The sequence below is a fragment of the Vreelandella mediterranea genome, from assembly GCF_970647075.1.
On the sequence record NZ_OZ310198.1, the window covers coordinates 2263002 to 2286530 of the forward strand.

Annotated in this window: 17 protein-coding genes; 4 read left to right on the plus strand and 13 right to left on the minus strand. The window is 61.3% G+C overall.

What is annotated here, in order from left to right; all coding sequences use genetic code 11:
- Positions 1-152 precede the first annotated feature (152 nt).
- From ACWFVE_RS10510 to ACWFVE_RS10520, 3 genes are all read left to right on the plus strand, one after another.
- The gene (locus ACWFVE_RS10510; RefSeq protein WP_447529220.1) at positions 153-1265 is read left to right on the plus strand and encodes an efflux RND transporter periplasmic adaptor subunit; all 1113 of its coding nucleotides are present in this window, start codon (positions 153-155) and stop codon (positions 1263-1265) included.
- Positions 1266-4346, plus strand: a complete 3081-nt coding sequence (locus ACWFVE_RS10515; protein ID WP_447529221.1) for an efflux RND transporter permease subunit — start codon at positions 1266-1268, stop codon at positions 4344-4346.
- A gap of 105 nt (positions 4347-4451) precedes the next feature.
- Positions 4452-5705: a methyl-accepting chemotaxis protein gene (locus tag ACWFVE_RS10520; protein WP_447529222.1), complete on the plus strand. Its 1254-nt coding sequence runs from the start codon at positions 4452-4454 to the stop codon at positions 5703-5705.
- 68 nt (positions 5706-5773) lie between these two features.
- On the opposite strand, the gene rsd is transcribed toward ACWFVE_RS10520, so the two are convergent.
- From rsd to yrfG, 8 genes are all read right to left on the minus strand, one after another.
- The gene (gene rsd / locus ACWFVE_RS10525; protein ID WP_447529223.1) at positions 5774-6262 is read right to left on the minus strand and encodes a sigma D regulator; all 489 of its coding nucleotides are present in this window, start codon (positions 6260-6262) and stop codon (positions 5774-5776) included.
- A gap of 126 nt (positions 6263-6388) precedes the next feature.
- The gene (locus ACWFVE_RS10530; protein WP_447529224.1) at positions 6389-6889 is read right to left on the minus strand and encodes a disulfide bond formation protein B; all 501 of its coding nucleotides are present in this window, start codon (positions 6887-6889) and stop codon (positions 6389-6391) included.
- Entirely contained in the window at positions 6886-8526 is a 1641-nt protein-coding gene (gene gshA, locus ACWFVE_RS10535; protein WP_447529225.1) for a glutamate--cysteine ligase, read from the minus strand. The genes ACWFVE_RS10530 and gshA overlap by 4 nt, the downstream gene beginning before the upstream one ends.
- A gap of 126 nt (positions 8527-8652) precedes the next feature.
- Entirely contained in the window at positions 8653-10995 is a 2343-nt protein-coding gene (locus tag ACWFVE_RS10540) for a Tex family protein (RefSeq protein ID WP_447529226.1), read from the minus strand.
- 193 nt (positions 10996-11188) lie between these two features.
- A complete protein-coding gene (locus tag ACWFVE_RS10545; protein ID WP_447529227.1) occupies positions 11189-12745 on the minus strand; it encodes a phosphoenolpyruvate carboxykinase in 1557 nt (518 codons plus the stop codon).
- Between the two features lie 321 nt (positions 12746-13066).
- A complete protein-coding gene (gene hslO, locus ACWFVE_RS10550) occupies positions 13067-13942 on the minus strand; it encodes an Hsp33 family molecular chaperone HslO (RefSeq protein ID WP_447529228.1) in 876 nt (291 codons plus the stop codon).
- 40 nt (positions 13943-13982) lie between these two features.
- Positions 13983-14372, minus strand: a complete 390-nt coding sequence (hslR, locus tag ACWFVE_RS10555; RefSeq protein ID WP_447529229.1) for a ribosome-associated heat shock protein Hsp15 — start codon at positions 14370-14372, stop codon at positions 13983-13985.
- 11 nt (positions 14373-14383) lie between these two features.
- Positions 14384-15049, minus strand: coding sequence for a GMP/IMP nucleotidase (gene yrfG / locus ACWFVE_RS10560; protein WP_447529230.1), 666 nt, complete (start codon positions 15047-15049; stop codon positions 14384-14386).
- A gap of 72 nt (positions 15050-15121) precedes the next feature.
- Here yrfG and nudE point away from each other — a divergent pair, with 72 nt between their 5' ends.
- Positions 15122-15769 carry an ADP compounds hydrolase NudE gene (nudE, locus tag ACWFVE_RS10565; protein ID WP_447529231.1) on the plus strand — a complete coding sequence of 216 codons (648 nt, stop codon included), beginning with the start codon at positions 15122-15124 and terminating at the stop codon, positions 15767-15769.
- 55 nt (positions 15770-15824) lie between these two features.
- Here nudE and ACWFVE_RS10570 read toward each other — a convergent pair whose 3' ends face one another.
- The 5 genes from ACWFVE_RS10570 to thiL form a co-directional block, all read right to left on the minus strand.
- Positions 15825-17930 carry a methyl-accepting chemotaxis protein gene (locus ACWFVE_RS10570; RefSeq protein ID WP_447529232.1) on the minus strand — a complete coding sequence of 702 codons (2106 nt, stop codon included), beginning with the start codon at positions 17928-17930 and terminating at the stop codon, positions 15825-15827.
- Between the two features lie 144 nt (positions 17931-18074).
- Positions 18075-20528, minus strand: a complete 2454-nt coding sequence (gene lon, locus ACWFVE_RS10575; RefSeq protein ID WP_447529233.1) for an endopeptidase La — start codon at positions 20526-20528, stop codon at positions 18075-18077.
- Positions 20529-20685: 157 nt separating this feature from the next.
- Positions 20686-21942 (minus strand): DUF945 family protein, encoded by a 1257-nt coding sequence (locus ACWFVE_RS10580; RefSeq protein ID WP_447529234.1) that lies wholly within the window; start codon positions 21940-21942, stop codon positions 20686-20688.
- A gap of 128 nt (positions 21943-22070) precedes the next feature.
- Entirely contained in the window at positions 22071-22544 is a 474-nt protein-coding gene (locus tag ACWFVE_RS10585; protein ID WP_447529235.1) for a phosphatidylglycerophosphatase A family protein, read from the minus strand.
- Positions 22541-23515, minus strand: a complete 975-nt coding sequence (thiL, locus tag ACWFVE_RS10590) for a thiamine-phosphate kinase (RefSeq protein ID WP_447530528.1) — start codon at positions 23513-23515, stop codon at positions 22541-22543. The genes ACWFVE_RS10585 and thiL overlap by 4 nt, the downstream gene beginning before the upstream one ends.
- Positions 23516-23529: the final 14 nt, after the last annotated feature.

Consider the following 23529-nt stretch of genomic DNA (forward strand, 5'->3'; position numbering starts at 1 on the left):
ACGCCAAGATGGTATGCCCACTTTAAAAAAAACTCAATCAGACAAAGGCCACAGGCGATTTTGCCGCGATTCAAAGGCTCGCCGCCCCGCCGCGAGTGCGCTATGGTGGGAGCCGATTCTAACGTTCGTTTGATATTGAGACCGACCACCCCATGCGACGAATCCCCCTTTCCTACGCCCTGGCGAGTGTGTTCGTGCTGGCGTTGATCATATGGCTGGCGTTGGGCGACTTTCAGCGCTTTCAAAGCACGCCGCCCAATGTAGAGACCGAGCAAAGCGATGAAGCGCCCCGCGTCGAGGTCACGCGCCTGCAAAGCACGCCGTATATCCCCGAGCAGGTGATTCAAGGCCAGCTCGAGGCCCACCAGGAAACGCTCTTGCGTGCCAACGCCGCCGGCTACGTTACCGAAAAGCCCGTGGCCCAGGGCGAGCAGGTGCGCCAAGGGCAAACGCTTTTGGTACTGGATAACGACGCCCTACCCGAGCGCCTACAGCAGGCCCGGGACGAGCTGGCGGTGGCCCAGGCCGAATACGCCGGCGCCCAGGACCTGCGCCGTCGCGAATTCATCTCCGAGCCGGACCTTCTTCGCCTGCAAAGCGCGCTTAGCGCCAGTGCGGCCCAGGTGGCGCAGCTGGAGCGCCAGCTAGCCGACACCCGCCCGACCGCACCCTTCGCGGGCGTGGTCGACCGGGTTCAGGTCGAGCTTGGCGACTTGCTCCAGCCCGGCGAGGAGTGGGGGCGGTTGATCGATGACCAAACGCTGACCGGTACGGCCTGGGTCTCGCAGCAGCAAATCAACGACCTGAGCGTGGACTTACCGGTCACCGCGCGGCTTTTGAACGGCAATACGCTGGAGGGCCAGGTCTCCCACATAAGTAGCCGTGCCGAGGAGCAAACCCGCTCGTTTTATATCGAGGTCACCCTCGACAACCCAACGCGGCAGCGCCTGGCCGGCGGCAGCGCCGAGTTCACCATCACCCTGCCCCCGCGCCAGGCCCACGCGCTCTCCCCCGCGCTTTTGAGCCTGAACGACGAAGGCGAGCTTGCCGTCAAACACTTGGGCGAAAACGATGAGATCAAACAAACGCCGGTGACGCTGTTAAGTGCAACGCTGGAAAGCGCCTTTGTAGCGGGTTTGCCGGATTCGCTGGAGCTGGTCACCCTGGGCGCCGGGCTTGTTGACGTGGGCGATACGGTCACGCCGGTGTACGTAGACGACGCGACGAACCAGCCCGGCAGCGCCGCGGCGCCAGCGAGGCCTTAAATGCGTTCACTCATTCAGGCCGCGCTTACTCATACGCGCACTACGCTGCTGTTACTGGTGGGGCTTTTGCTGGCCGGGGTCACCGCTTGGCAGGTCATCCCCAAGGAGGCGAACCCGGACGTTACGATCCCGCTGATCTACGTGTCGCTGACCCTTGAAGGTGTCAGCCCCGAAGACGGTGAGCGGCTTTTGGTGCGCCCCATGGAACAGGAGCTTCGCGGCATCGAAGGGCTTCGTAAGTTCACCGCCCAGTCCAGTGAAGGCCACGCCTCGGTCACGCTGGAGTTCGACCCGGGCTTCGACCCCAATACGGCGCTTTCGGACGTGCGCGAGCGCGTGGACATTGCCAGGGCCGAGCTTCCCGATGAGGCGGACGAGCCCCGGGTGATGGAAGTCAACGTCTCCGAGTTTCCCGTGCTGAGTATCGGGCTTTCCGGCCAGTTGGATACCCGGGAGCGCATCGCCATCGCAAGGCGGTTAAAAGAGGAAATCGAAGGCATCGCCAACGTGCTCGAGGTCGAGATTGCCGGCGAGCAGGAGGATCTTCTCGAGATCGTGGTCGACCCCCTGGTACTGGAGAGCTACGGCATCGACTTCGATGCGCTGTTCAACCAGGTATCGCGTAATAACCGCCTGGTCGCGGCGGGCAGCTTGAATACCGGCGCCGGGCGTTTGGCGCTGAAAGTGCCCGGTGTCATCACCTCGCTCGAAGACGTCATGAACATGCCGGTGAAGATCGACGGCGACCGGGTGGTGACGTTTGGCGACGTCGCCTGGATTCATCCCACCTTCAAGGACCCGGAAGGCTTTGCGCGCATCAACGGCGAGCCTGCGGTGGTACTCGAGGTATCCAAGCGCGCCGGGGCGAACATCATCGAAACCATCGACGCCGTTTGGTCGCGCTTCGACCAGGCGGGCGAGCTGTTACCCGATTCCCTTCGCGTGACCCCGATTCTCGATGAGTCGACCACCGTCGCCAATATGCTGTCCGAGCTTTTGAACAACGTATTGACCGCGGTGGTGCTTGTACTGATCGTGGTGGTCGCGGTCATGGGGCTGCGCATGGCGTTGCTGGTGGGCCTGACGATTCCCGGCGCCTTTTTGACCGGTATTTTGCTGGTATGGGCCTTCGGCTTCACGCTCAACATCGTCGTGCTGTTTGCGCTGATTCTGGTCGCCGGGATGCTGGTGGATGGCGCTATCGTGGTGAGCGAACTGGCGGATCGCTACCTAAAAGAAGGCCAAACCCCGTTCGATGCCTGGCTCAACGCTGCCTCGCGTATGAGCTGGCCGGTCATCGCCTCGACCGCGACGACCCTGGCCGTCTTCGTTCCACTGCTCTTCTGGCCCGGCGTGGTCGGTCAGTTCATGAAGTACCTGCCCGCCACGGTGATCCTTTGCCTTCTCGCCTCCCTGGCCATGGCGCTGGTGTTTCTGCCCACGCTTGGGCGGCTGATCACCCGTCAAGTCCCCAACCCAGAGGAGCAAACCGCCACGCTTGGCCAAAGCACCGCCCTTGGCCGCGGCTACCGGCGGCTGCTTGCACGCCTTCTACAGCGCCCGGGCTGGGTGCTGGGGTTTTCGCTGCTGGTCATCGCGCTTTTATATACCGGCTACGCGCGCTTCAATCACGGCATCGACTTCTTTCCCAACGTCGAGCCGGACAGCGCCCAGGTACTGGTGCGCGCCCGGGGCGACTTCTCGGTGGACGAAGCCGACGCCATTTTAAAGCGCGTGGAGACGCGCCTGGGCACCATGAGCGAGGTGGAAGCCCTCTACGCGCGCTCGTTCGTAGCTAACGAACAGACCGGCGACGATGTGGTCGGCACGCTGCAGTTTCAGTTCATCGACTGGTACCAGCGCCGCCCGGCCCGCACAATTCTTGCCGACATGGCCGAGCGCACCGCGGACATCCCCGGTATTACGCTGGAGTTTCAGGAACAAGAGCAAGGCCCTGGCGGCGGCAAGCCCATCGTGCTGGAAATCAGCGCCAACGACCCGGCGCTCGCCGATGCGGGGGTGGATCAGTTGAGCGAATTAATGCGCACCCTGGGCGGCTTTACCGATATTCAGGATAACCGTAGCCTGCCCGGCGTGGAGTGGCAGATCAATGTGGACCGCGAAGCCGCCTCGCGCATGGGGACCGATATCACCACCATCGGCAGTGCCGTACAGCTTCTGACCACCGGCTTGCAGGTAGCAAGCTACCGCCCGCCCACGGTGAGCGACGAGGTGGATATTCGGATTCGCCTACCCGAGCGCTTTCGCACCCTGGATCAGCTCGAGCGCTTGACCCTCAATACCGAGCGCGGCCAGGTGCCCATTTCCCACTTCGTCACCCTCACGCCCGCGTCCAAGGTCGGCACGCTGAACCGTATCGACGGCCGCCGGGCGATTACGCTGGAAGCCGACCTGGCGCCCGGGTATCTGGCCGACGAGCGCCTGCGCGCGCTGTTCGAGGCAGGCCAAGGGCAGTTACCCGATGGGCTCATGGTCAACGTCGCCGGCGAGCAAGAAGATCAGCAGGAATCGATGCAGTTTCTGGTCAGTGCGTTTTTGGTCGCCGTTGGCCTGATGGCGCTGATTCTGGTGACTCAGTTCAACAGCTACTACCAGGCGGCGCTGGTGCTCTCGGCGATCGTGTTTTCCACCGCCGGCGTATTGATGGGGCTTTTGATGACCGGCCAGGCCTTCGGCATCGTCATGGTGGGCATGGGCGTGATCGCCCTGGCGGGGATCGTGGTGAACAACAATATCGTCTTGATCGACACCTATAACGAGCTGCGCGGCCAAGGGCTTGCGCCCGGCGAGGCCGCCCTGGAAGCGGGCGCCCTTCGCCTGCGCCCGGTACTGCTCACCGCGATCACCACGGTGCTGGGCCTGATGCCGATGGTGCTGGGCATCAACGTCAACCTTTTCGCCCCGGCGCTGGGCTTCAACGCCCCCTCCGCCCAGTGGTGGACCCAGATGTCCAGCGCCATTGCGGGTGGGCTCACCTTTGCCACCGCCCTCACCCTGCTGCTTACCCCCTGCATGCTGGTAATTGGTGGGACGTTTCATCGGCAACCGCGCAAGGCGTGACGATTCGATAAAAACGCTACCGGCTCTAAAGTTTCATGAGGCATCGTCGATAACACTCAAAACCAGACAACCCTTTTGGGTTCAGAGGCAGGGAAGAGTGTGACGATGAAAATGATCGATAGCATGACCGTCAAAACGAGCTGGACCGTAGTGATTGCGCTATTTCTGGCGCTGGCAGTGGGGGTGAGCGCGCTCGGCCTTTATGGGCTTCACTATAGCGAGAGCATTGTTTTACAACTTATGGGTAATGGTGGCAATGCCGCCGACCCGCTGTATGCCGGTTTTGAAACCACTGCTTCGCTATTGCGCACGCTCATGGTAGTGGCCATCGTGGCCGCCCTGGTGATTGCAGCCGTGGTCATGTGGGGCGTCACGGTCAACGTCATCGAGCCGCTCAAGCGACTGGTCACCCATTTTGAGCGCATGGCGAAGGGGGATCTGTCGCAGATCGCCGAGCAGAGCAGCGACAACGAAATCGGCCGACTTTTCAAGGCGCTGTCAAACACCCAACAGAGCCTTTCGCGTACGGTTAGCACGGTGCGTGACAGCAGTGAACGTATCAATAACGATGCCCAACTGATTGCCCGGGACAATAGCGACCTTTCCTCGCGCACCGAGCAGCAGGTAGCGGCACTCGAGCAGACCGCGGCCAGCATGGAAGAGCTCACCGCCACGGTGAAGCAAAATGCTGACAACTCCAATCAGGCAAGTGAGCTCTCGGTCGGCGCCATGGGGGCGGTACAGAACGGCGACCGAATCATGAGTGAGATGCAACAAACCATGCGCGGTATCAACGAAAGCGCGCAGCAGATCGGCGAAATCATCAGCCTGATCGACTCCATTGCCTTTCAGACCAATATTCTGGCACTCAATGCCTCCGTGGAAGCGGCGCGCGCCGGCGAACAGGGTAAGGGCTTCGCCGTCGTCGCCAACGAGGTACGCGCGCTGGCCAGTCGTTCGGCCAATGCCGCTTCCGATATTCGCGGCCTGATCGATACGTCGCTCACGCGCGCTGGTCGAGGCTCGACGCTGGCCGAGCAGGCCGTCGAGGTCATGCAAGCCATTGCCGAAGGTGGAAAAAACGCAACCACCCTGATGAATGAAATCGCAGCCGCCTCTCGCGAGCAGAGCAGCGGTATCGGGCAGGTCAGTCAGGCCATCTCTCAGATCGACCAAACGACCCAGCAAAACGCCGAGCTGGTAAAAAGCGCCGCCCGAACGGCCAGTGAGCTGGAGCACCAGGCCCAGGCTCTGCGAGAGTCGGTCAGTTCCTTTGTTCTACCGGATGAAAGCGCGCCGGTAGCATCTCCCCTCCTCGACCACCAAGGCTTCAGGGCTGCCCTCGAATTTGCTCGATAGTGACAGGACTCCCCCAACGGGTAAGGGCGTTGCAATTGGCAGCGCCCACCCAACCCAAGCGCCAAGCGCTAAGCGGGCGCTTTGCTCGAATCGGGGCTGTGGGCGGCGTGCAGGCGGGCGATGAGCTGGTCTTCCAGCGCGAAGCGTTCGGTCAGGGCTTTAGCGAGGCGGTCGAGCCAGGCGGGAAGGCGCGTGATATTCGTTTGGCAGTGCTCAACGCTTGCGTAATCTTCGTCGAACGCCAGCACCATGGACGTCGACATTTCCAAACGCTCCAGCAGCTTACCGGCGATTTCCAAGGCGCTTTCGTCCTCGAAGGCCTTGGCTTCCCGGGCGAGCTCTGGGTAGACCTCGAAATGTCCGGCGCTGATATAGTCCATTAGAAGCTCGCTGAAAGTGTCGATGCGCGGCTTATTGACGGCGTCGAGCTCCGAGTCGCAGGCTTCTTTTAGCTCGATGAAGCTGATTAGAAAAGAGCGGCGCTGCTCCAGCCAGCGGTCGATCAAGCTGTGTACTCCGCCCCATCGTTCCTGGGCGTTCGTGCAGTTCTCCAACATGGCGTTCTCCTAACCGGTAGCCACTTGTCCTCACTTAGACTCGCTTTTCCTTTTGAGCGTGTCAATGCAAGCACGGGATTTCGACTTCCCGGCACCGGTTTGAAACCGATGCCGGAAAATCAGCCGTTAGCGCTTATAGGCAAGCCACAGAATACGCAGTGGCACCAGCGCCAGGATCAAAAAGCCGATCAACGTCCAGGCGGGTAATGACAGGCCCAAAAAGGTGAAGTCGATTTCGGCGCACTCGCCGGAGCCGGTCAGCACCATGGCGACGACCTCCTGCATGGGCAGGATGTCCATCATGTAATCGAGCCCAGGCCCGCAGGAAGGCACTTCGCTGGGCGGCAGATGCTGCAGCCATACGTGGCGCCCGGCAATGAAGGCGCCGGTGGCCACACTTGCAAGCCCCAACACCCCGTAAACCGTTTTACCGGCGGTGCTCTTGGGGTTGTGCAGCGCGGCCAGCAGCAAAATGATCCCGGCGGTAATGACCGCCACCCGCTGAAAAATGCACAGCGGGCACGGCTCGAGCCCGACAACGTGCTCGAGCACCAGCGCCACGCTCATCATCACGGCGCAAAAGGCCACCCCGGCCCAAGCCGTGGACCGGGTGAATGATGGGATCATTCCAATTCCTCGGAGGTAATGGACGAAAAGGTGCGCATTTCGCGGGCCTTGATAAAGTAGTGCTCGATGAACTCGCTAAACGACTCCTGGTCGGCAGCTTCGATATCGTGCTGCTGCTGATGAGAGGTATCGATCAACTGGTCCAAAAGCGCCTCGCGGGAGCGCAGCATGGGGGTCGATTCCAGCGCCTCGCGCTGCTCCTGGGCCAGCGCCAGCAGCGTATCGCTGAGCGAGCCGTTGCCTTTCTTAAGACGCTCGAGCATCTGGCCGGAAGGCGTAAGCGTCGGGTCTTGAAGCCGTGGCGCGAGGGCATCCAGCGCCGCCTGATGAGGCGTGTCATCTTCGACGGCGTCCAGCAGGCGCGCTACTTCGCCCATTTCGGCAAAGATCTGCTCGCCCCAAGCGGGTAACGAGATCGCTTCGCCGTTTCTCAACAGCTCCAGAGCCGGGTCGCGGCCGCGCTCGACCACCAGGCGGCGGTTATCGTCCAGGCGGTCGCACTCTTCATCCGAAATCCAGGGGCTGTCGCTTAGCAAACACCACAGCAGGAACACGTCGACAAAGCGCATCTGGTCTTCGGTGACGCCCAAGGCGTCGAAAGGATTCAGATCCAGGCAGCGCACTTCGATGTACTCGACACCCCGCGCCTCGAGTGCCTGGCTCGGCGTTTCGTTGTGCTTGGCCACGCGCTTGGGGCGAATATCGCTGTAGTACTCGTTTTCGATCTGCAGGATATTGGCATTGAGCTGGCGCCAGTCGCCATCGACGTTCACGCCCAGCTTTTCGTAGTCCGGCCAGGGCGACGAGATCGCGTGGCGCAGCGTATTGACGTAGTTGGAAAGCGAGTTGAAGCAGATCTTGAGCTGCTCCTGCACCTTGTTCTGATAGCCGAGATCCGACATGCGCAGCGTCGTGGCGTAGGGTGCGTAATAGGTATCGTCGCCCAGTGGCTCGAGCTTTTCGGGTATTTTGCCGTCCGGCAGAAAGCTTTTGTCGATCGCAGGCGAGGCGCCGAAAAGATACAACAGCAACCAGCTATGACGGCGAAAGTGGCGGATCATGCCGAAGTAGCGCGTCGAACGGTAGTCGTTGAACGGAATGTTGGTGGCTTTTTCGAGCTCGCGCAGGGCGTGCCACATGTCCTCGGGTAGCGACACGTTGTAGTGCACGCCGGCAATGGCTTGCATGATGCGCCCGTAGCGTACGTCCAACCCCTTGCGGTAGACGTGCTTCATGGTGCCCACATTCGAATGCCCGTAATCGGCGATCGGCACGCTATCGTTACCGGAAAGCCGCGACGGCATGCTGCCCGGCCAGACCCATTCGTTCTCCAGGTGCTGGTAGGTAAAGGTGTGCAGGTCGGACAAAAACGCCAACGCCTCGCGCGGCTCGGTGTACACCGGGGTGATGTACTCCAAAAGCGATTCCGAGTAGTCGGTGGTGATATGCGGGTGGGTCAGTTTCGAGCCCAGCGCTTTGGGGTGAGACGTCTGGGCGATATGGCCGTTGGCATCCACCCGTAACCCCTCTTTTTCTAGTCCACGCCGCAGCCGCCCTAGCCGCCCCAGGCGCGCGCTTGGCAGCAAGCGCTCGATTTGAGCGGTTAACGACGTTGGCACAGTGAGTGGCTCAGCCAAAACGAACACTCCTTGTCAATCAGGCCCGCCGTGCGGGCCCTGGTAAAATCGGCGGGGTAGCCCTAAGGCTAGCCTTTAATAAAGCCAAGAATATGGCGCAACCTACGAAACATTCAAGGCGCGCGACTATTTGCCCTGCTTCGCTTTCAATAGTGCCGCGCCCAGCGCTCCCATGGAGGACTCGGCGGCGGGCTTTTCGCGCTGACCGCGGGCGCTCTTTTGCGCCCGCGGCGCTTTTTTCTCGCCCTGCTCGCGCTGGCTAGCGTCTTCGCTTTCGACTTCATCGCTTAGCCGCATGGAGAGTCCGACCCGCTTGCGGGGGATATCCACGCTCATCACCTTCACCGTGACGATATCCCCCGCCTTGACGACCGAACGCGGGTCCTCGACGAATTTCTCGGCCAGCGCCGAGATATGCACCAGGCCGTCCTGGTGAACGCCGATATCCACGAACGCGCCAAAGTGGGTCACGTTGGTGACCGTGCCTTCCAGCACCATCCCGAGGGTCAAGTCACTGAGTTTCTCGACACCCTCGCGAAATTCCGCGGCCTTGAACTCCGGGCGCGGGTCGCGGCCGGGCTTGTCCAGCTCCTTGAAAATATCGCTGACCGTGGGCACACCAAAGCGCTCGTCGGCGAACTCCGCCGGTTTCAGCGCCTTGAGGGTTTGGCTGTCGCCAATCAGGCCCTTCACGTCGCGCCCGCTCTGCTTGGCGATGCGCTCGACCAGGGTGTAGGCCTCCGGGTGAACGCCGCTGGCATCCAACGGGTTCTCGGCGTTGCTGATACGCAAAAAGCCGGCGCACTGCTCGAAGGTTTTCGGCCCCAGGCGGCTAACGTCCAACAGCGCCTTACGGCTTTTGAACGCGCCGAGCTGGTTACGCTGGGCGACGATGTTCTCTGCAATCACCGCGCTAAGCCCGGCCACCCGCGAGAGAAGCGCGCTCGAGGCGGTATTGAGATCCACACCCACGGCGTTCACACAGTCTTCTATCACCGCTTCCAGGCTTTTGGAGAGCTGCACCTGGGAGACATCGTGCTGGTACTGGCCCACGCCGATCGATTTCGGCTCGATTTTGACCAGCTCGGCGAGCGGGTCCTGCAGGCGCCGGGCAATCGACACCGCGCCGCGCACCGTAACGTCCAGATCCGGCAGCTCTTTGGAAGCGTACTCGGAGGCCGAATAAACCGACGCGCCCGCCTCGGACACCATGACCTTGCTCAGGCGCTGCTCGGGCCCCAGCGCCTTGACCAGCTCGCCGGCCAGCTTGTCGGTTTCGCGGCTGGCGGTGCCGTTACCTACCGCGATCAGCTCCACATTATGGCGTTTGATGAGCTTGGTGAGCTCTGCGAGCGACTCGGTCCAGCGGTTTTGTGGCGCGTGAGGGTAAATCGTCGCTTGGTCCACGAACTGCCCGGTGGCATCGACCACGGCGACCTTGCAGCCGGTACGCAGGCCCGGATCCAGCGCCAGCGTGACCTTCTGCCCCGCCGGCGCGGCCAGCAGTAGATCCTTCAAATTGGCCGCGAAGACATCGATGGCGGTCTGCTCGGCCTGCTCGCGAAGCCGGCCCAGCAGCTCGGTCTCGAGCGCCGTGTAAAGCTTGACCCGCCAGGTCCAGCGCACCACCTCGCCCAGCCATTTATCGGCCGGGCGGCCCTGATCTTGAACGCCCACTTGCTTGGCGATGGCGACCTGGGCCGGGTGAATCGGGGCTTCGTCTTCGCCGGGCAGGCGGATGGCCAAACTCAGCACGCCTTCGTTACGCCCACGGAACATGGCAAGCGCCCGGTGGGACGGCACTTTAGCGAGCTTTTCGTCGTGCTCGAAGTAATCGGAGAACTTGGCACCTTCCTGCGCTTTGCCATCGAGCATGCGGGCGCTGAGTTGGCCTTCGTCCCAAAGCCGCTCACGCAGTCGGCCGATCAGCTCCGGGTTTTCGGCGAAGCGCTCCATGAGAATCTGCTTGGCGCCGTCAAGCGCGGCCTTGGCGTCTTCGATGGCGGCAATGTCGCCGTCGGCGGCGCGAAGATACCCTTGCGCTTCGCTTTCCGGGTCTAGCGTGGGGTCGGCCAGTAGCGCGTCGGCCAGCGGCTCGAGCCCGGCTTCGCGGGCAATCTGGGCCTTGGTGCGGCGTTTTTTCTTGTAGGGCAGGTATAAATCTTCGAGGCGCTGCTTGGTTTCGGCGGCGTCGATGCTCGCTTTCAATGCATCATCGAGCTTGCCCTGCTCGTCGATGGCGGCAAGCACCGCCCCGCGGCGCTCTTCGAGCTCGCGCAGGTAGCGAAGGCGCTCGTCGAGTTGGCGCAGTTGGCTGTCGTCCAGCGTCCCGGTGACCTCTTTACGGTAGCGGGCGATGAAGGGCACGGTCGCGCCTTCGTCCAGTAGCGCTACCGTGGCGCTGACTTGCTGCGTCTTGACACTCAGCTCGTCCGCTAAACGCGAAATAATACGTTGATTCACATCCATACGTGCCACTAACTCATGCCATTTCAAATGCCGACAAGGTACCACAAACGTTTTAGGCTGGCATGAATTGTCGGTGGCACGAGCGGCGCGGTTCAGCCAATACCGCCCATCCAGCGGGCCCTGGCCGCTTACCCGGCCGCCATAAAAAAAGGCAGCGCTTTCGCGCTGCCTTTTGACGTAGTGATCAAACCGTTCAGGTCAACTGCGGGCCGGCTGCGATAATGGCGCCACTTACGCCTTCGAACTTTTTGAAGTTCTCGACGAATTTGGTGGCGAGTTCGCGCTGGTGATGATCGAACGCGCTTTGATCCTGCCAGGTGTCGCGGGGGTTCAGAAGGCTCGAATCCACACCCGGCACCGCGGTCGGCACGTCGAGGTTCAGGCCCTCGATGTGTTGGGTTTCGATATCGCGCAGTACGCCGGACTGAATGGCGCTGATGATCGCGCGGGTGGTCGGGATCGAGAAACGCGCGCCCCCTTCACCATAGGCGCCGCCGGTCCAGCCGGTGTTGACCAGGTACACCTGAGCGTCCTTTTTATCGACACGCTTGATCAGAAGATCGGCGTATTCGCGCGCCGGGCGGGGGAAGAACGGTGCGCCGAAGCAGGTCGAGAACGTGGCGGCCAGGCCTTCGGAAGAGCCCATTTCCGTGGAGCCCACCTTGGCGGTGTAGCCGGAAAGAAAGTGGTACGCCGCCGCTTCCTTGGAAAGGATCGATACCGGCGGCAGCACCCCGGACATGTCGCAGGTCAAAAAGACGATGGCTGAGGGCTCGCCGGCCAGGTTTTTGGCCACGCGCTTTTCGACGTGTTCCAGCGGGTAGGCGGCGCGAGAGTTCTGGGTCAGGCTATCGTCGGCGTAGTTGGGTACGCGGCGGTCGTCGAGCACCACGTTTTCAAGCACGGTGCCGAAACGAATGGCGTTCCAGATCACCGGCTCGTTCTTCTCGGAAAGGTCGATGCACTTGGCGTAACAGCCGCCTTCCATGTTGAAGACGATGTCGTCGCCCCAGGCGTGCTCGTCGTCGCCAATCAGGTAACGCCCCTGGTCGGCGGAGAGCGTGGTTTTACCGGTACCGGAGAGGCCGAAGAAGAGACAGGTTTCGCCGTCCTCGCCCACGTTGGCGGAGCAGTGCATGGGTAGCACGTCGGCGTCGGGCAGCAGAAAATTCTGTACCGAGAACATCGCCTTTTTCATCTCGCCGGCGTAGCGCATGCCGGCGATCAGCACTTTTTTCTCGGCAAAGTTGATGATCACGGTGCCATCAGAATTAGTACCGTCGCGGCCCGGTTCGCACTCGAAACCCGCGGCGTTCAGAATCGTCCAGGCCTCTTTACTCGCCGGGTTGTAGGTCTCCGGGCGCACGAACATGGTGCGGCCGAAAAGGTTTTGCCAGGCGGTTTCGGTAGTGACCCGTACCGGCAGGTAATGGGTCGCGTCGCTGCCCACGTGCAGCTCGGCGTCGAAGTGCTCTTCACGGCCCAAATATTCTTCCACCCGCGCCCACAGTGCGGAGAACTTCTCGGCGTCGAAGGGGCGGTTGACGCTGCCCCAATCGATGCTGTCTCGCGTGGAGGGCTCATCGACGATGAAGCGGTCCTTGGGGGAGCGCCCGGTGCGCTCGCCGGTATTCACCACCAAAGCGCCGTCTGCGGAAAGGCGGCCTTCACCACGGGCCACGGCGCGCTCGACCAGTTCGGCGCTGCTGAGGTTGACGTGGGCTTGGGGAGCGGCTTGAGTCGTGGTCATGTCAGTTCCTGGGCTTGAAGCCGTTTCTCGTTACAAGCGCAAAAGACGTGGGCCTCTTTTTGCGCTGGAAAGGTTCTCCCAGCCGCTACACAAGCGGGCCGGGCGCTGAAGACCGGCGCATTATGGCAAAAAGAAAGCCCCCGTGAAACGGGGGCTTGGGACAATCATTTTGTAGTTAAACTACTACAATGACAGGCTTTTTCGTGCTGCGCTGCGGTAATTTTTCAAACACTTGTTTGCCTTTAGTGCTATAGCCCAGGGCCTGCATGGCTTAAGCGTGTATGACCTTTAACTACCGGCAACGCCTTTGCGACTACATAATTAGTGGATGACCGGGGCGGGACCCTCCGGATCTTCGATGAGCGCTTCGATTTGTGCCGCAGTGTAGTGATATTTCGTGTGGCAGAAGTGACATTGGGTCTCTATTTCGCCCTGCTCGGCCAGAATATCCTTGAGCTCGGCTTCGCCCAGCGAGTGAAGCGAAGAGCTCATACGCTCGCGCGAGCAAGTGCAGCCAAAGCGCAGCGCCTTGGGTTCGAACACGCGCACGGTCTCTTCGTGGTAAAGCCGGTAGAGCACTTCGCGCTGCTCGAGCCCCAGGATTTCCTCGGTTTTGATCGTTTCGGCCAGGTGTACGCTGCGCTCCCAGGCGTCCACGTCCTGATTGTGCGAGGCGTCTGGCAGGCGCTGGAGTAACAGTCCGCCGGCGGTTTTGCCATCGGCGGCTAGCCAAAGCCGGGTGGGCAGCTGCTCGGACTGGCTGAAATACGCCTCCAGGCAGGTGCCGAGGGTTTCGTGCTCGAGACCGACGATCCCCTGGTAGCGCTTGCCCTCTTTGGGGTCGAGGGTAATGATGATTTGGCCCTCACCGACCAGGTCGCGAAAACCGGCGCTCTCACTGGGTAGCGCGCCCTCTTCGTTGAGCCTGGCAATGGCGCGCAGCTCGCCACCGGGGTTGGATTCGGCCATGAGTAGCGAAAGATCGCCCTGGCCACGCACTTCGATACTCAGCGTGCCGTCGAGCTTGACCGTATCGGTCAAAAGCGCCACGGCGGCCAGCAGCTCGCCCAGCAGCGTGTTGACCGCCTCCGGGTAGGCGTGGCGGCTGAGCACCTCGTGATAGGCCGACTCGAGGCTTACGATCTCCCCGCGCACGTTGGTGTGGTCGAACATAAAGCGTTGGATTTGATCAGACATAGGGGACCATCGAAAAAATTGGGGACATTGAGGGGGAGATTTACTCGCCCTGATTACGCTGAAAGCGCTGAATCTCGCGGCGCTGTTTTTTATCCGGGCGCTTTAACGGATGCTGCATCACTTCGTTATTGAGGCGGCGGGCTTCGGTTTCCTTGGCGCGGCGCTCTGCGCTCTCCTGGGTTTCGCTGTAGAGCGTACGCGCCTCCGGGGCGCCGCGACGCTGGCCCGACAGGGTGAGCACTTCGACCTCGTAGATATCCCACCCCTGGGGTACACGGATCAGCGCGCCGACCTCGACGTTCTTGCTGGTCTTAACGCGGTCACCGTTGTAGTGCACCTTGCCACCTTCGATGGCTTTTTTGGCCAGTGCCCGGGTCTTGAAAAACCGCGCGGCCCACAGCCATTTATCCAGCCGAACGCTGTCGCTCATTGAGGCTCTCCTTACTGCGTGGGGGTATCGCCTGGCAGCAGTTGGGCAAATCGGTCCAGGGCGATGAATTCCTGCAGCTCTTTTTCGGGACGCTGACTATCGGGCTGCTTGATGCCCATCAGGTATTTGATACCGAACTCCCGGGCGCTTTCGAGCACGCGCGGGTTGTCGTCGATAAACAGGGTGCGGGCCGGATCGAAGGGCTCGCGCTCTTGCAGCGCAAACCAGAACGCCTGCTCCTCTTTCGCAGCACCCACATCTTCGGAGGAGATGATGGCGTCGAGATACTTTTCCAACCCCGTGAGCGGCAGTTTTAGCGCCAGGCTGGCTCGGTCGGCGTTGGTGGCCAGCACCACTCGCGGGTGGGCGTTTTTAAGCCAGGTGAGAAAATCCAGCGCGTCGCTGCGCAGACCGATCAAATGCTGGACTTCTCGCTTCAACTCGACCACGTCCACATCGAGCTCGCGGCTCCAGTAGGCCAGGCTGTACCAATTGAGCGTGCCCTGCTCGCCGATGATGCGCTCACGCAGCTCGTTCTGGGTGGCCTCGTCGAGCTTGTGTAGCTCGCCGTAGCGCCTGGGCAGGTGCTCGAGCCAGAAGTGGCTATCAAAGTGCAAATCCAGCAGCGTGCCGTCCATATCCAGCAAGACGGTATCGATCTCGCGCCAATCAATCATGGCCACTCCGGTGTTAAAACGGTAAGCGTGCTATTGTAGCCCAAGGCGTTTTTTCGAGCCATGGAGGCCCTTATGTCCAGATCCGACTCCTTTCACCCAGCCCCTATTCAACCGGATGCCAACGCGCAGGAAACGACGCTTGCGGGCTACCCGGTCAAGCCACATATTCTGGCGCGGGAAAGCGTGGCGAAAAGCCGCCTTTTCCATATCGAAGCGCTGGATTTGCGCTTTTCCAACGGCGAAGAGCGCCGATTCGAGCGCTTGACCGGCACCGACCACGCGGCGGTGATGATCGTGGCCATGCCGGACCCGGATCACGTATTGTTGATACGCGAGTATGCCGCCGGTTTCGAAGAGTACGCGCTGACCCTGCCCAAAGGGCTGGTGGACCCGGGCGAAGACGTGATCGGCGCGGCCAACCGCGAGTTGATGGAAGAGTGCGGCGTCGGGGCGCACCGCCTGGAGCCGTTGATCGAGCTGTCGCTGGCGCCGAACTATATGCACCACCGCATACAGGTGGTCATGGCCACCGACCTTTATGAGCAGCGACTCCCCGGTGACGAACCCGAGCCCCTGGTCGTCGAGACGCACGCCCTCGAGGACTTACCGGCGCTTTTGATGCGCGAGGATTTTCACGAAGCCCGTGCGATTGCCGCGCTTTATATCGCCCGCGACAAGCTTCGTGACGAGAAGCGCGAAGACGCCATGGATTTGCTTTAGCCGGCGATCTGTTTGGGGTGGCGCCGCCCGCTATGAAAGGCGCGGGTTTAACGGGTTAATAGGTAGTGAGCGCGGGCGCTGACTTTTGTAGTGCCTGGTTGACCCGGGCGAGCTTTTCGATGGATGCCTGGATGTTCTCTTCCTGGGCGCCCTTGAGTCGGAAGGCATCCACGACGTTGGCCAGCTCGAACACTTCCACGGCCAGGTTATCGGCGGACTCGGCGATCATTTGGACCTTGTGCGCGTTTTGCTGGGTGGTGCTGTCCATTTCGGCGATGGCGCCGTTGATCTGGCCGATACCGCTACTCTGCTCGTCCGAAGCGCTGGTGATCGAGGCCATGAGTTCGCTGACTTGGCTGACCTGCTGCATGACGTTCTCGATCGAGCTTTCCGCCTGCTGAACCGCGGTGCGGCCGCCGTCTACTTCCTGGGTGGCGCTGTCGATCATTAGGCGAATTTCCTGAGCGGCGTTGGCACTGCGCCCGGCCAGGTTGCGCACTTCGCTGGCCACCACGGCGAAGCCGCGGCCGTGCTCGCCGGCCCTTGCCGCCTCGACCGAGGCGTTCAGCGCGAGGATATTGGTCTGGAACGCGATCCCGTCGATCACGCCGATCATCTCGGTCATTTTCTCCGCGCTTTGCGCGATGCGCTGCATGCGCTCCACCAACTGCTCCATCTGCTGGCGGGTATCGCGGGTACTGGTCGCGTTTTGCTCGGCCAGCTCGCTCGCCTGGCGGGCGTTTTGGGTATTCTGCTGCACGGTGGCGGTCATCTCGACCATGCTGGAGGCAGTCTGCGCAAGCGCGGTAGCCTGCTGACCGGTACGCTGCGACAGGTTGTCGTTCTCCACGGCGATCTGCTCGACCGCCGGGGTCACCACCGAGACGCGATTTTCGACCTCGCCCACCACGGCAGCCAGACTAAAGCGCATGGTGTCCAGCGAGTAGGCAAGATCGCCCAGTTCATCGCCACTGCGCAGCTGGTTACGTGCCGCCAGATTACCGGCGGCTACCTGGAAGGTCATGTAGCGCGCGCCTTCCAACCCTTTGAAAACCGACCGCAAAATAAGAATACTCAGCCCCACCATCACCAAAAGCCCCACGACCATCAGCAGCAGCTGGGCGAGCAGCATTTGCTCGCGCTCCTGGCGAGCTTCTTCGACCCTGGCGGTGGCCTCGATGCGCTTGTCATCGACCAGCTGAGTACTGAGCGTGCGAATCGACTCGGTAGTGGGCGCCACGATATCGTTGAACGCTTCATAGGCGGCAAACCCGCTAGCGTCGCTCAGGGCGTCCATCGTTTGGGTGAGCCCCGAGATCCACTGCGTAAGGGCCCCATCGAATGCCTGCACACTCGGGTGCTGCATGTCGTCATGGGCGAGGTATGTCGACCACTCGGACCGGATCTCCTGCAAATGCGCATCAATGGTGGACGAGAGCGCATCCAGATCCGCGCGACGAGGGTTTCGCACGGCGGGCTCCACGAGCTCGACCGCCTGCCCGATATGCCGCTCGATATTTTGTAGGCTAGCGATGGATTGAAGCCCAGAATGGTTGAGCAAATCCAGCCGCTCCCCCGCCTTGATGACCCCCATGGCGCCAAGGCCGCCAGCCAATCCCAGTAGCACCAGCGCCATTAGCACCATCCCGGTGAGCTTGGCTTTCAAGCTGCCCAACTGAAAACGGCTGATCAGCCCCAGTGCGCCTTTACGCTGTATCGCCCCTCTTTTGACCTGATAGCCGCGCGACTTACCCTTGTCACGCATCTCGGCGTACACTTTTTGGGCCAACGCGATATCAGTGGGGGCGGCCTTGCGGCGCACCGAAGTGTAGCCCACGATACGGTCGCCATCGCGAAGTGCCGCCACCGTGGCGTTCACCCAATAGTGATCGCCGTTTTTACGCCGGTTTTTAACGAGACCTTGCCAGGTATTACCGGCCTTGATGGTGTGCCAGAAATCGCGAAATGCTGCTTCGGGCATATCCGGATGACGGATCATGTTGTGGGGCGAGCCCATCAATTCGTCCCGCGAATAGCCGCTGACTTTGACAAAGGCAGCACTTGCGTAGGTAACGTTTCCTTCTAAATCGGAACGGGATATCAGTACGGTTTCGTCATCGAGCACGTACTCTTTTTGAGTAACAGGTTGGTTGTTTCGCACCTTGAGGTCCCGTCAACAATTATTAAAAAGAAATCGAATATTGTCATTATCCAGTACCCCCCAAGTTTTAATTCGAAGAATAGGCAAAAAAAACGCCACTCTTTTATAGAGTGGCGCATTGAAGCTCAACCTACCTGCTAGTGATTACTTGAATACGATATTCGCGACATCTTTATAACGATTAGCGAAGTGTACGGTCATCCCCTCTTTCAAATAGTCGGGTAACTCGTCGTAATCGCGGCGATTAGGCTCGGGCAAAATCACCTCGAAAATATCGCTGCGCCGGGCGGCGATCACTTTTTCGCGAATCCCCCCTACCGGCAGCACCTGGCCGGTCAGCGTTAACTCACCGGTCATGGCCAGCGGCCGGTCGATCGCCTTTTTAGTGGCCAGCGATAAAAGCGCAGTGGTCATGGTGACGCCGGCGGAGGGGCCGTCCTTGGGCGTGGCGCCTTCCGGCACGTGAAGATGCACGAACGCCTGATCGAAAAAGGTCGGGTCGGCGCCATACTCTTTCAAATGCCCCAGCGTATAGCTGTAGGCGATATTGGCTGACTCCTGCATGACGTCACCCAGCTTACCGGTGAGCTTGAAGCCGCGGTCCAGCGAATGCACCTTACCCGCCTCGATGGGTAGCGTAGCGCCGCCCATGGAGGTCCAGGCAAGACCGGTGACCACGCCTTCGCCCTTGAGCACCTTCTCTTTTCTAAACAGCGGTGCGCCGAGAAACTCCTCGAGGTTTTTGACCGAGATCTTGACCGTCTCTTCCGGCTCTTCGAGTAGCTTGACCGTGGACTTACGTACGATACGGTGAAGCTGCTTTTCGAGCTGACGCACCCCGGCTTCCCGGGCGTAGCCCTCGATGACCTGCTTGAGGGCGGCGTCGGTCAGGTTGATACGCTTTTTGGGCAAGTTGTTGCGCTTGAGCAGTTTCGGCCAGAGGTGGTGCTTGGCGATCTCCATTTTCTCTTCGGCGATATAGCCGGAGAGGCGGATCTGCTCCATGCGGTCCAGAAGCGGGCCCGGGATAGAGTCCAGGGTATTGGCCGTGCACACGAACAGCACCTTGGAGAGATCCATGCGCACATCGAGGTAGTGATCGAGGAAGTCGACGTTTTGCTCCGGGTCGAGCACTTCCAAAAGCGCCGAGGCAGGGTCGCCCTGGAAAGACTGGCCGAGCTTGTCGATCTCATCGAGCATGATGACCGGGTTTTCGACCTTGACCTCCTTGAACGCCTGCACCAGCTTACCTGGCATGGCGCCCACGTAGGTGCGCCGATGGCCCTTAATTTCGGCCTCGTCGCGCATGCCGCCGACCGAGAAGCGGTAAAATTCGCGGCCTAGCGCCTCGGCGATGGAGCGGCCCACAGAGGTTTTACCCACCCCGGGCGGGCCAACGAGCAGTACGATCGAGCCGCCGACATCGCCCTTGAAAGTACCTTCGGCAAGAAACTCGACGATGCGCTCTTTAACGTCGCCCAAGCCGTCGTGATCCCGATCCAGTACTTGCCGGGCGTGGGTCAAATCCAGCTTGTCTTCGCTGGTGATCCCCCAGGGCAGCGAGGTGAGCCAGTCGAGATAGTTGCGGGTGGTGCCGTACTCCGGCGAGCCCGTCTCCAGCACGCTGAGCTTATTGAGCTCTTCGTCGATGCGCGGCTGAACGCGCTCCGGCACTTTCAGCTCTTTCAAACGGTCGCGGAAGGTGTCGACATCGTTTTCGCGGTCGTCCTTGGAGATACCCAGCTCGCGCTGGATGACCTTGAGCTGCTCGCGCAGGAAAAACTCGCGCTGGCGGTCCTGCATCTGGGCGTTGACCTGCTCGCTGATCTCGCTTTGCAGCTTGGCAACATCGATCTCCTTGCGCAGCAGCGGCAGCACCTTGTGCATACGATCCGCCACCGGTAGGGTCGATAAGACATCCTGGAGTTCAGGGCCCTTGGCCGAGGTAATGGCCGCCGCGAAATCAGTGAGCGGGCCTGGCTGGTTGGGGCTAAACCGGTTGAGGTAGTGCTTGAGCTCCTCCCCGTAGAGCGGGTTGATCGGCAGAAGCTCCTTGATGCCGTTGATGATCGCCATGGCGTAGGCCCGGGTCTCTTCATCCTCAGCATCCACGGGCTCTTTGGGGTAGCTGACCTCGACCAGGTACGGCGGCTCTTTCGAGAGCCAGCGTTGGATCTTGAAGCGGCGCACGCCCTGGGCGATGAACTGAATCTGCTGGTCTTCGCTTTTGAGCTTGTGAACGCGAACGGCGGTGCCCATTTCGGGGAAGCTCGACTCGTCGAGTTCATCCACACCCTGCTCGCCGACAAAGGCGACGCCGAGCGTGTGATGCGGGGTGTTGCCCACCCGGCGCATGGTTTCTTCCCAGCGCTCCTTGTTGATTACCAGCGGCTGGACTTGAGCGGGGAAGAAAGGCCGGTTATGGATAGGCAGAATGTAGATGCGCTCCGGCAGCATTTCACTGGCCGATACCAGCGAGTGGGCCTTTTCGCCGTCCGAGCTCTGTTCGCCGTCTTTCACACCGTCATTGCCGCCGGGTTCGTCGTCGGTCAACCAAACCGGTGAATCGTTGTCGTGCTGATGATCCTGGTCGCTCATGCGGCCTCCATAGGTGGGACGGGCGGTAGCGCCGCCTGGTATTACCCATGGAATGTGGGCAGAGCGAGGAAACTTCAACCCTTGGGCCTTAGAACCCTTTTGCCCTAGCCCTACTGCCTTTCGGTTCGCTTTACAAGCTAAGCCGGCGGACGGGCGCCTACTGGGGCCAAAGCTCTGGGATGGGGCGGCCGTTCACCCGCCAATTGCCGCGAATCACGTCGAATTGAAGCTCCCGGGTGCCGAGCGGAAGCCCCAGCCACAGCGCGGCGACCGTCGGCGCATCGTACCAAACGAAGTCGCCGTCGATTCGCTCCTTCCAGCGGCTACGCGCCTGGGGGTCGCCAAGTCCTGCCAGGCTGAGCGGCTCGAGCCGGCGACCGTCGAAAAACAGCGCCCCGTCCGCGTCGACGGTAATGCCCAACAGCGGGCTATCGAGGGCAATGCGGGTAACATCGAGCCGGGGCGAGTCGCCCAGAAGGTGAAGCACTTCCGGCTCCAGGCGTGTCATGAAGCCTTCGGCCATGGGCCGGTCCGTATCGCCCCAGGCCGCCTCCTGACGGATGCGGCGAATGATTTGGCGCACGGCGTCGGCGTTGAGCCGCGAAAGCTCCGCTTCGATTTCACCGCTCAGTAGCGGGGTATCCGGGGCTTCGCTGGGCACGCGTACATCGCCCACGGAAAGGCTGCCTTGCAAGCGCAGCTCGCTTTCATCGAGCACCATGTAGCTTTGCAGGTCGATGGGCGCGGCCTGGACCTCGTAGCCCGGGTAGTAGAGCGTGGTGGTATCGATGTGCAGGTGGTCGCGCTGGGCGAAATGGTAGGCGTCTTCGATATAGGTGTAGCGGCTTTCGAGGGTGGTGGGGCCAAACGAAAGGTAAGCCTGGCCGTCACTTAGCGTAAGCTGGTCGAACAGCGCGCGCAGGCGCCAGTCACCGAACACGCCTTCCAGACGCAGGCGGGCGCCGCGCACGTCGAGCTCCCGGCCGTTTTGCTGGATGACGAAAGGCGCCAGCGCCAAGCGTAGCTCACTTTTACCACTCCAGGTATGGTAGCGCCCTTCCCAACGCGGCAGCGAAAGCGCGGATACCTCGCCGACCGCTTTTTGCAGCGCGCTGTCCAGTCTAGGCACCAGGGTACCTTCGACATCGGTGCTCAAAAGCCCGTGACGCGCATCGTAGGTCAGGGCGAGTTGCCAGGGTCTGCCCAAAAGCGGTGAGAGCAACACCCGCCCGCGGGAGGTGAGCCAGCCCTGGCGGCTTTCGCTGCGGCTTACCCGCCACTCGCCACGGGCCTCCAGGTCTTCCAGCGCTTGGCTCAAGCTACGCTCGAAAAGAATACTCGAAACCAGCTGAGCAACGGCCCAGACAAGCGCCGCCACCACGATGACCGGCACAATAAGACGTTCCTTACGCATGCCATCTCCCTGGATAGCCCAAGATTGACGCCCGGCTCGAGGCGCATTGCCCACTACGCTAAAGCAAATACCGCCGAGATAACATCCTTGAACGCGACCACCTGCCGCCGCTATACCATGGCGGGCGTTTAGTGCAGCCAGAACCAAAGGTGCATGGTGCTCCAGGCGTAGATACCGGCCATGACGTCGTCGATCATGATGCCAAAGCCGCCTGCGACGCGCCGGTCAGCCCAGCGAATGGGCCAGGGTTTGAAGACATCGAAAATGCGAAAGACGATGAACCCCCAAAGCGCGGCCTCCCAGGAGAACGGCACGGCGGCCATGGTGATCCAGTAGCCGACGAACTCGTCCCAAACGATGCCGGAGTGGTCATGAACGCCCAGATCGTGGGAGGTTTTATCGCAGAGCCAGACACCGACCACAAAAGCTACGAACACCAGGCTCAAGTACCAGCCCAGCGGCAGATCCGCCATGATCCAGTAAAATGGAATGGCGGCGAGGGTGCCAAAAGTGCCCGGCGCCCAAGGCACCATGCCGCTGCCCAAGCCAAAGGCAAAAAAGTGGGTCGGGCGGCGCCAAACGCTCGAAGGTGCCTGGTTCATGGCGCTTCCCCGTTGAAATGCTGCCATCCCTGGGCGTTTTGTGTATCGACGCCACGTACGCCGGGCGTATCGCTACAGCGCCCAATGACGGTGAGCGCTACGCCAATCCGCGCCAGCGCCTGCTCGGCTTTCGCGACATTGCCCGGCGCCAGCGTTATCAACAGTTCGTAATCGTCGCCGCCACTTAGCATGGCCTGCATCGCGCCGTCTCCCAGGGCCTCTTCCAGCCCGCAGGCTTTGGGCAGCGCCTCGGGGTAAAGCTCGGCCCCGACGCCGGAGGCCCGGCGCAGATGCCCCAGGTCGGCCAGCAGGCCATCCGAAATATCCAGCGCGCTGCTGGCAAGGCCTCGCAGCGCGATACCCGCCTCTAACTGCGGGGTCGGCAGAAGATAGCGCTGCAAAAGCGGATGCGCCATGTCGCGCTCGCCATGCTGCCATACATAAAGCCCGCCGGCGCCTCCACCCAGCGCCCCGGTCACGGCGATAAGATCGCCGGGGCTGGCACCGGCGCGGGTGAGTGCCTCGTTACCAGGTACCTCGCCCATGACGGTCACACTAATGCTCAGCGCACCGGCGGTGACATCGCCACCCACCAGCGCCGTTTGATGCTGGTCGCAAAGCGCGTGAAAACCCTGCGCGTAGGCCTGGTACCAGCGGGTGGCATCAAAGGCGTCGCGAAAGGCATTTTGGGGCTGACTAAGCGCCATCATGCACCAGCGCGACCTGGCGCCCATGGCGGCCAGGTCGCTCAAGGCCACCGCTAACGCGCGGTGACCGATAGCCTCGGCCGGGGCATCGGCGGGGAAGTGAACGTCAACGATCGATGTGTCGACGCTCACCGCCAGCTGACAGCCCGGCTGGGGCGTTAGCAAGGTAGCATCGTCACCACAGCCCAGCTCCACACCGCTGTTATCAGCCAGCGCGGGTGCGGGTTTTAAAAACCGTTCAATGAGTTCGAATTCGCCAAACACATGGGGCCCCTTGA

Coding starts and splice junctions, on each gene's coding strand:
- ACWFVE_RS10510 (WP_447529220.1), top strand. CDS start 153: ATGCGACGAATCCCCCTTTCCTACGCCCTGGCGAGTGTGTTCGTGCTG.
- ACWFVE_RS10515 (WP_447529221.1), top strand. CDS start 1,266: ATGCGTTCACTCATTCAGGCCGCGCTTACTCATACGCGCACTACGCTG.
- ACWFVE_RS10520 (WP_447529222.1), top strand. CDS start 4,452: ATGAAAATGATCGATAGCATGACCGTCAAAACGAGCTGGACCGTAGTG.
- rsd (WP_447529223.1), bottom strand. CDS start 6,262: ATGTTGGAGAACTGCACGAACGCCCAGGAACGATGGGGCGGAGTACAC.
- ACWFVE_RS10530 (WP_447529224.1), bottom strand. CDS start 6,889: ATGATCCCATCATTCACCCGGTCCACGGCTTGGGCCGGGGTGGCCTTT.
- ACWFVE_RS10540 (WP_447529226.1), bottom strand. CDS start 10,995: ATGGATGTGAATCAACGTATTATTTCGCGTTTAGCGGACGAGCTGAGT.
- ACWFVE_RS10545 (WP_447529227.1), bottom strand. CDS start 12,745: ATGACCACGACTCAAGCCGCTCCCCAAGCCCACGTCAACCTCAGCAGC.
- hslO (WP_447529228.1), bottom strand. CDS start 13,942: ATGTCTGATCAAATCCAACGCTTTATGTTCGACCACACCAACGTGCGC.
- hslR (WP_447529229.1), bottom strand. CDS start 14,372: ATGAGCGACAGCGTTCGGCTGGATAAATGGCTGTGGGCCGCGCGGTTT.
- yrfG (WP_447529230.1), bottom strand. CDS start 15,049: ATGATTGATTGGCGCGAGATCGATACCGTCTTGCTGGATATGGACGGC.
- nudE (WP_447529231.1), top strand. CDS start 15,122: ATGTCCAGATCCGACTCCTTTCACCCAGCCCCTATTCAACCGGATGCC.
- lon (WP_447529233.1), bottom strand. CDS start 20,528: ATGAGCGACCAGGATCATCAGCACGACAACGATTCACCGGTTTGGTTG.
- ACWFVE_RS10580 (WP_447529234.1), bottom strand. CDS start 21,942: ATGCGTAAGGAACGTCTTATTGTGCCGGTCATCGTGGTGGCGGCGCTT.
- ACWFVE_RS10585 (WP_447529235.1), bottom strand. CDS start 22,544: ATGAACCAGGCACCTTCGAGCGTTTGGCGCCGCCCGACCCACTTTTTT.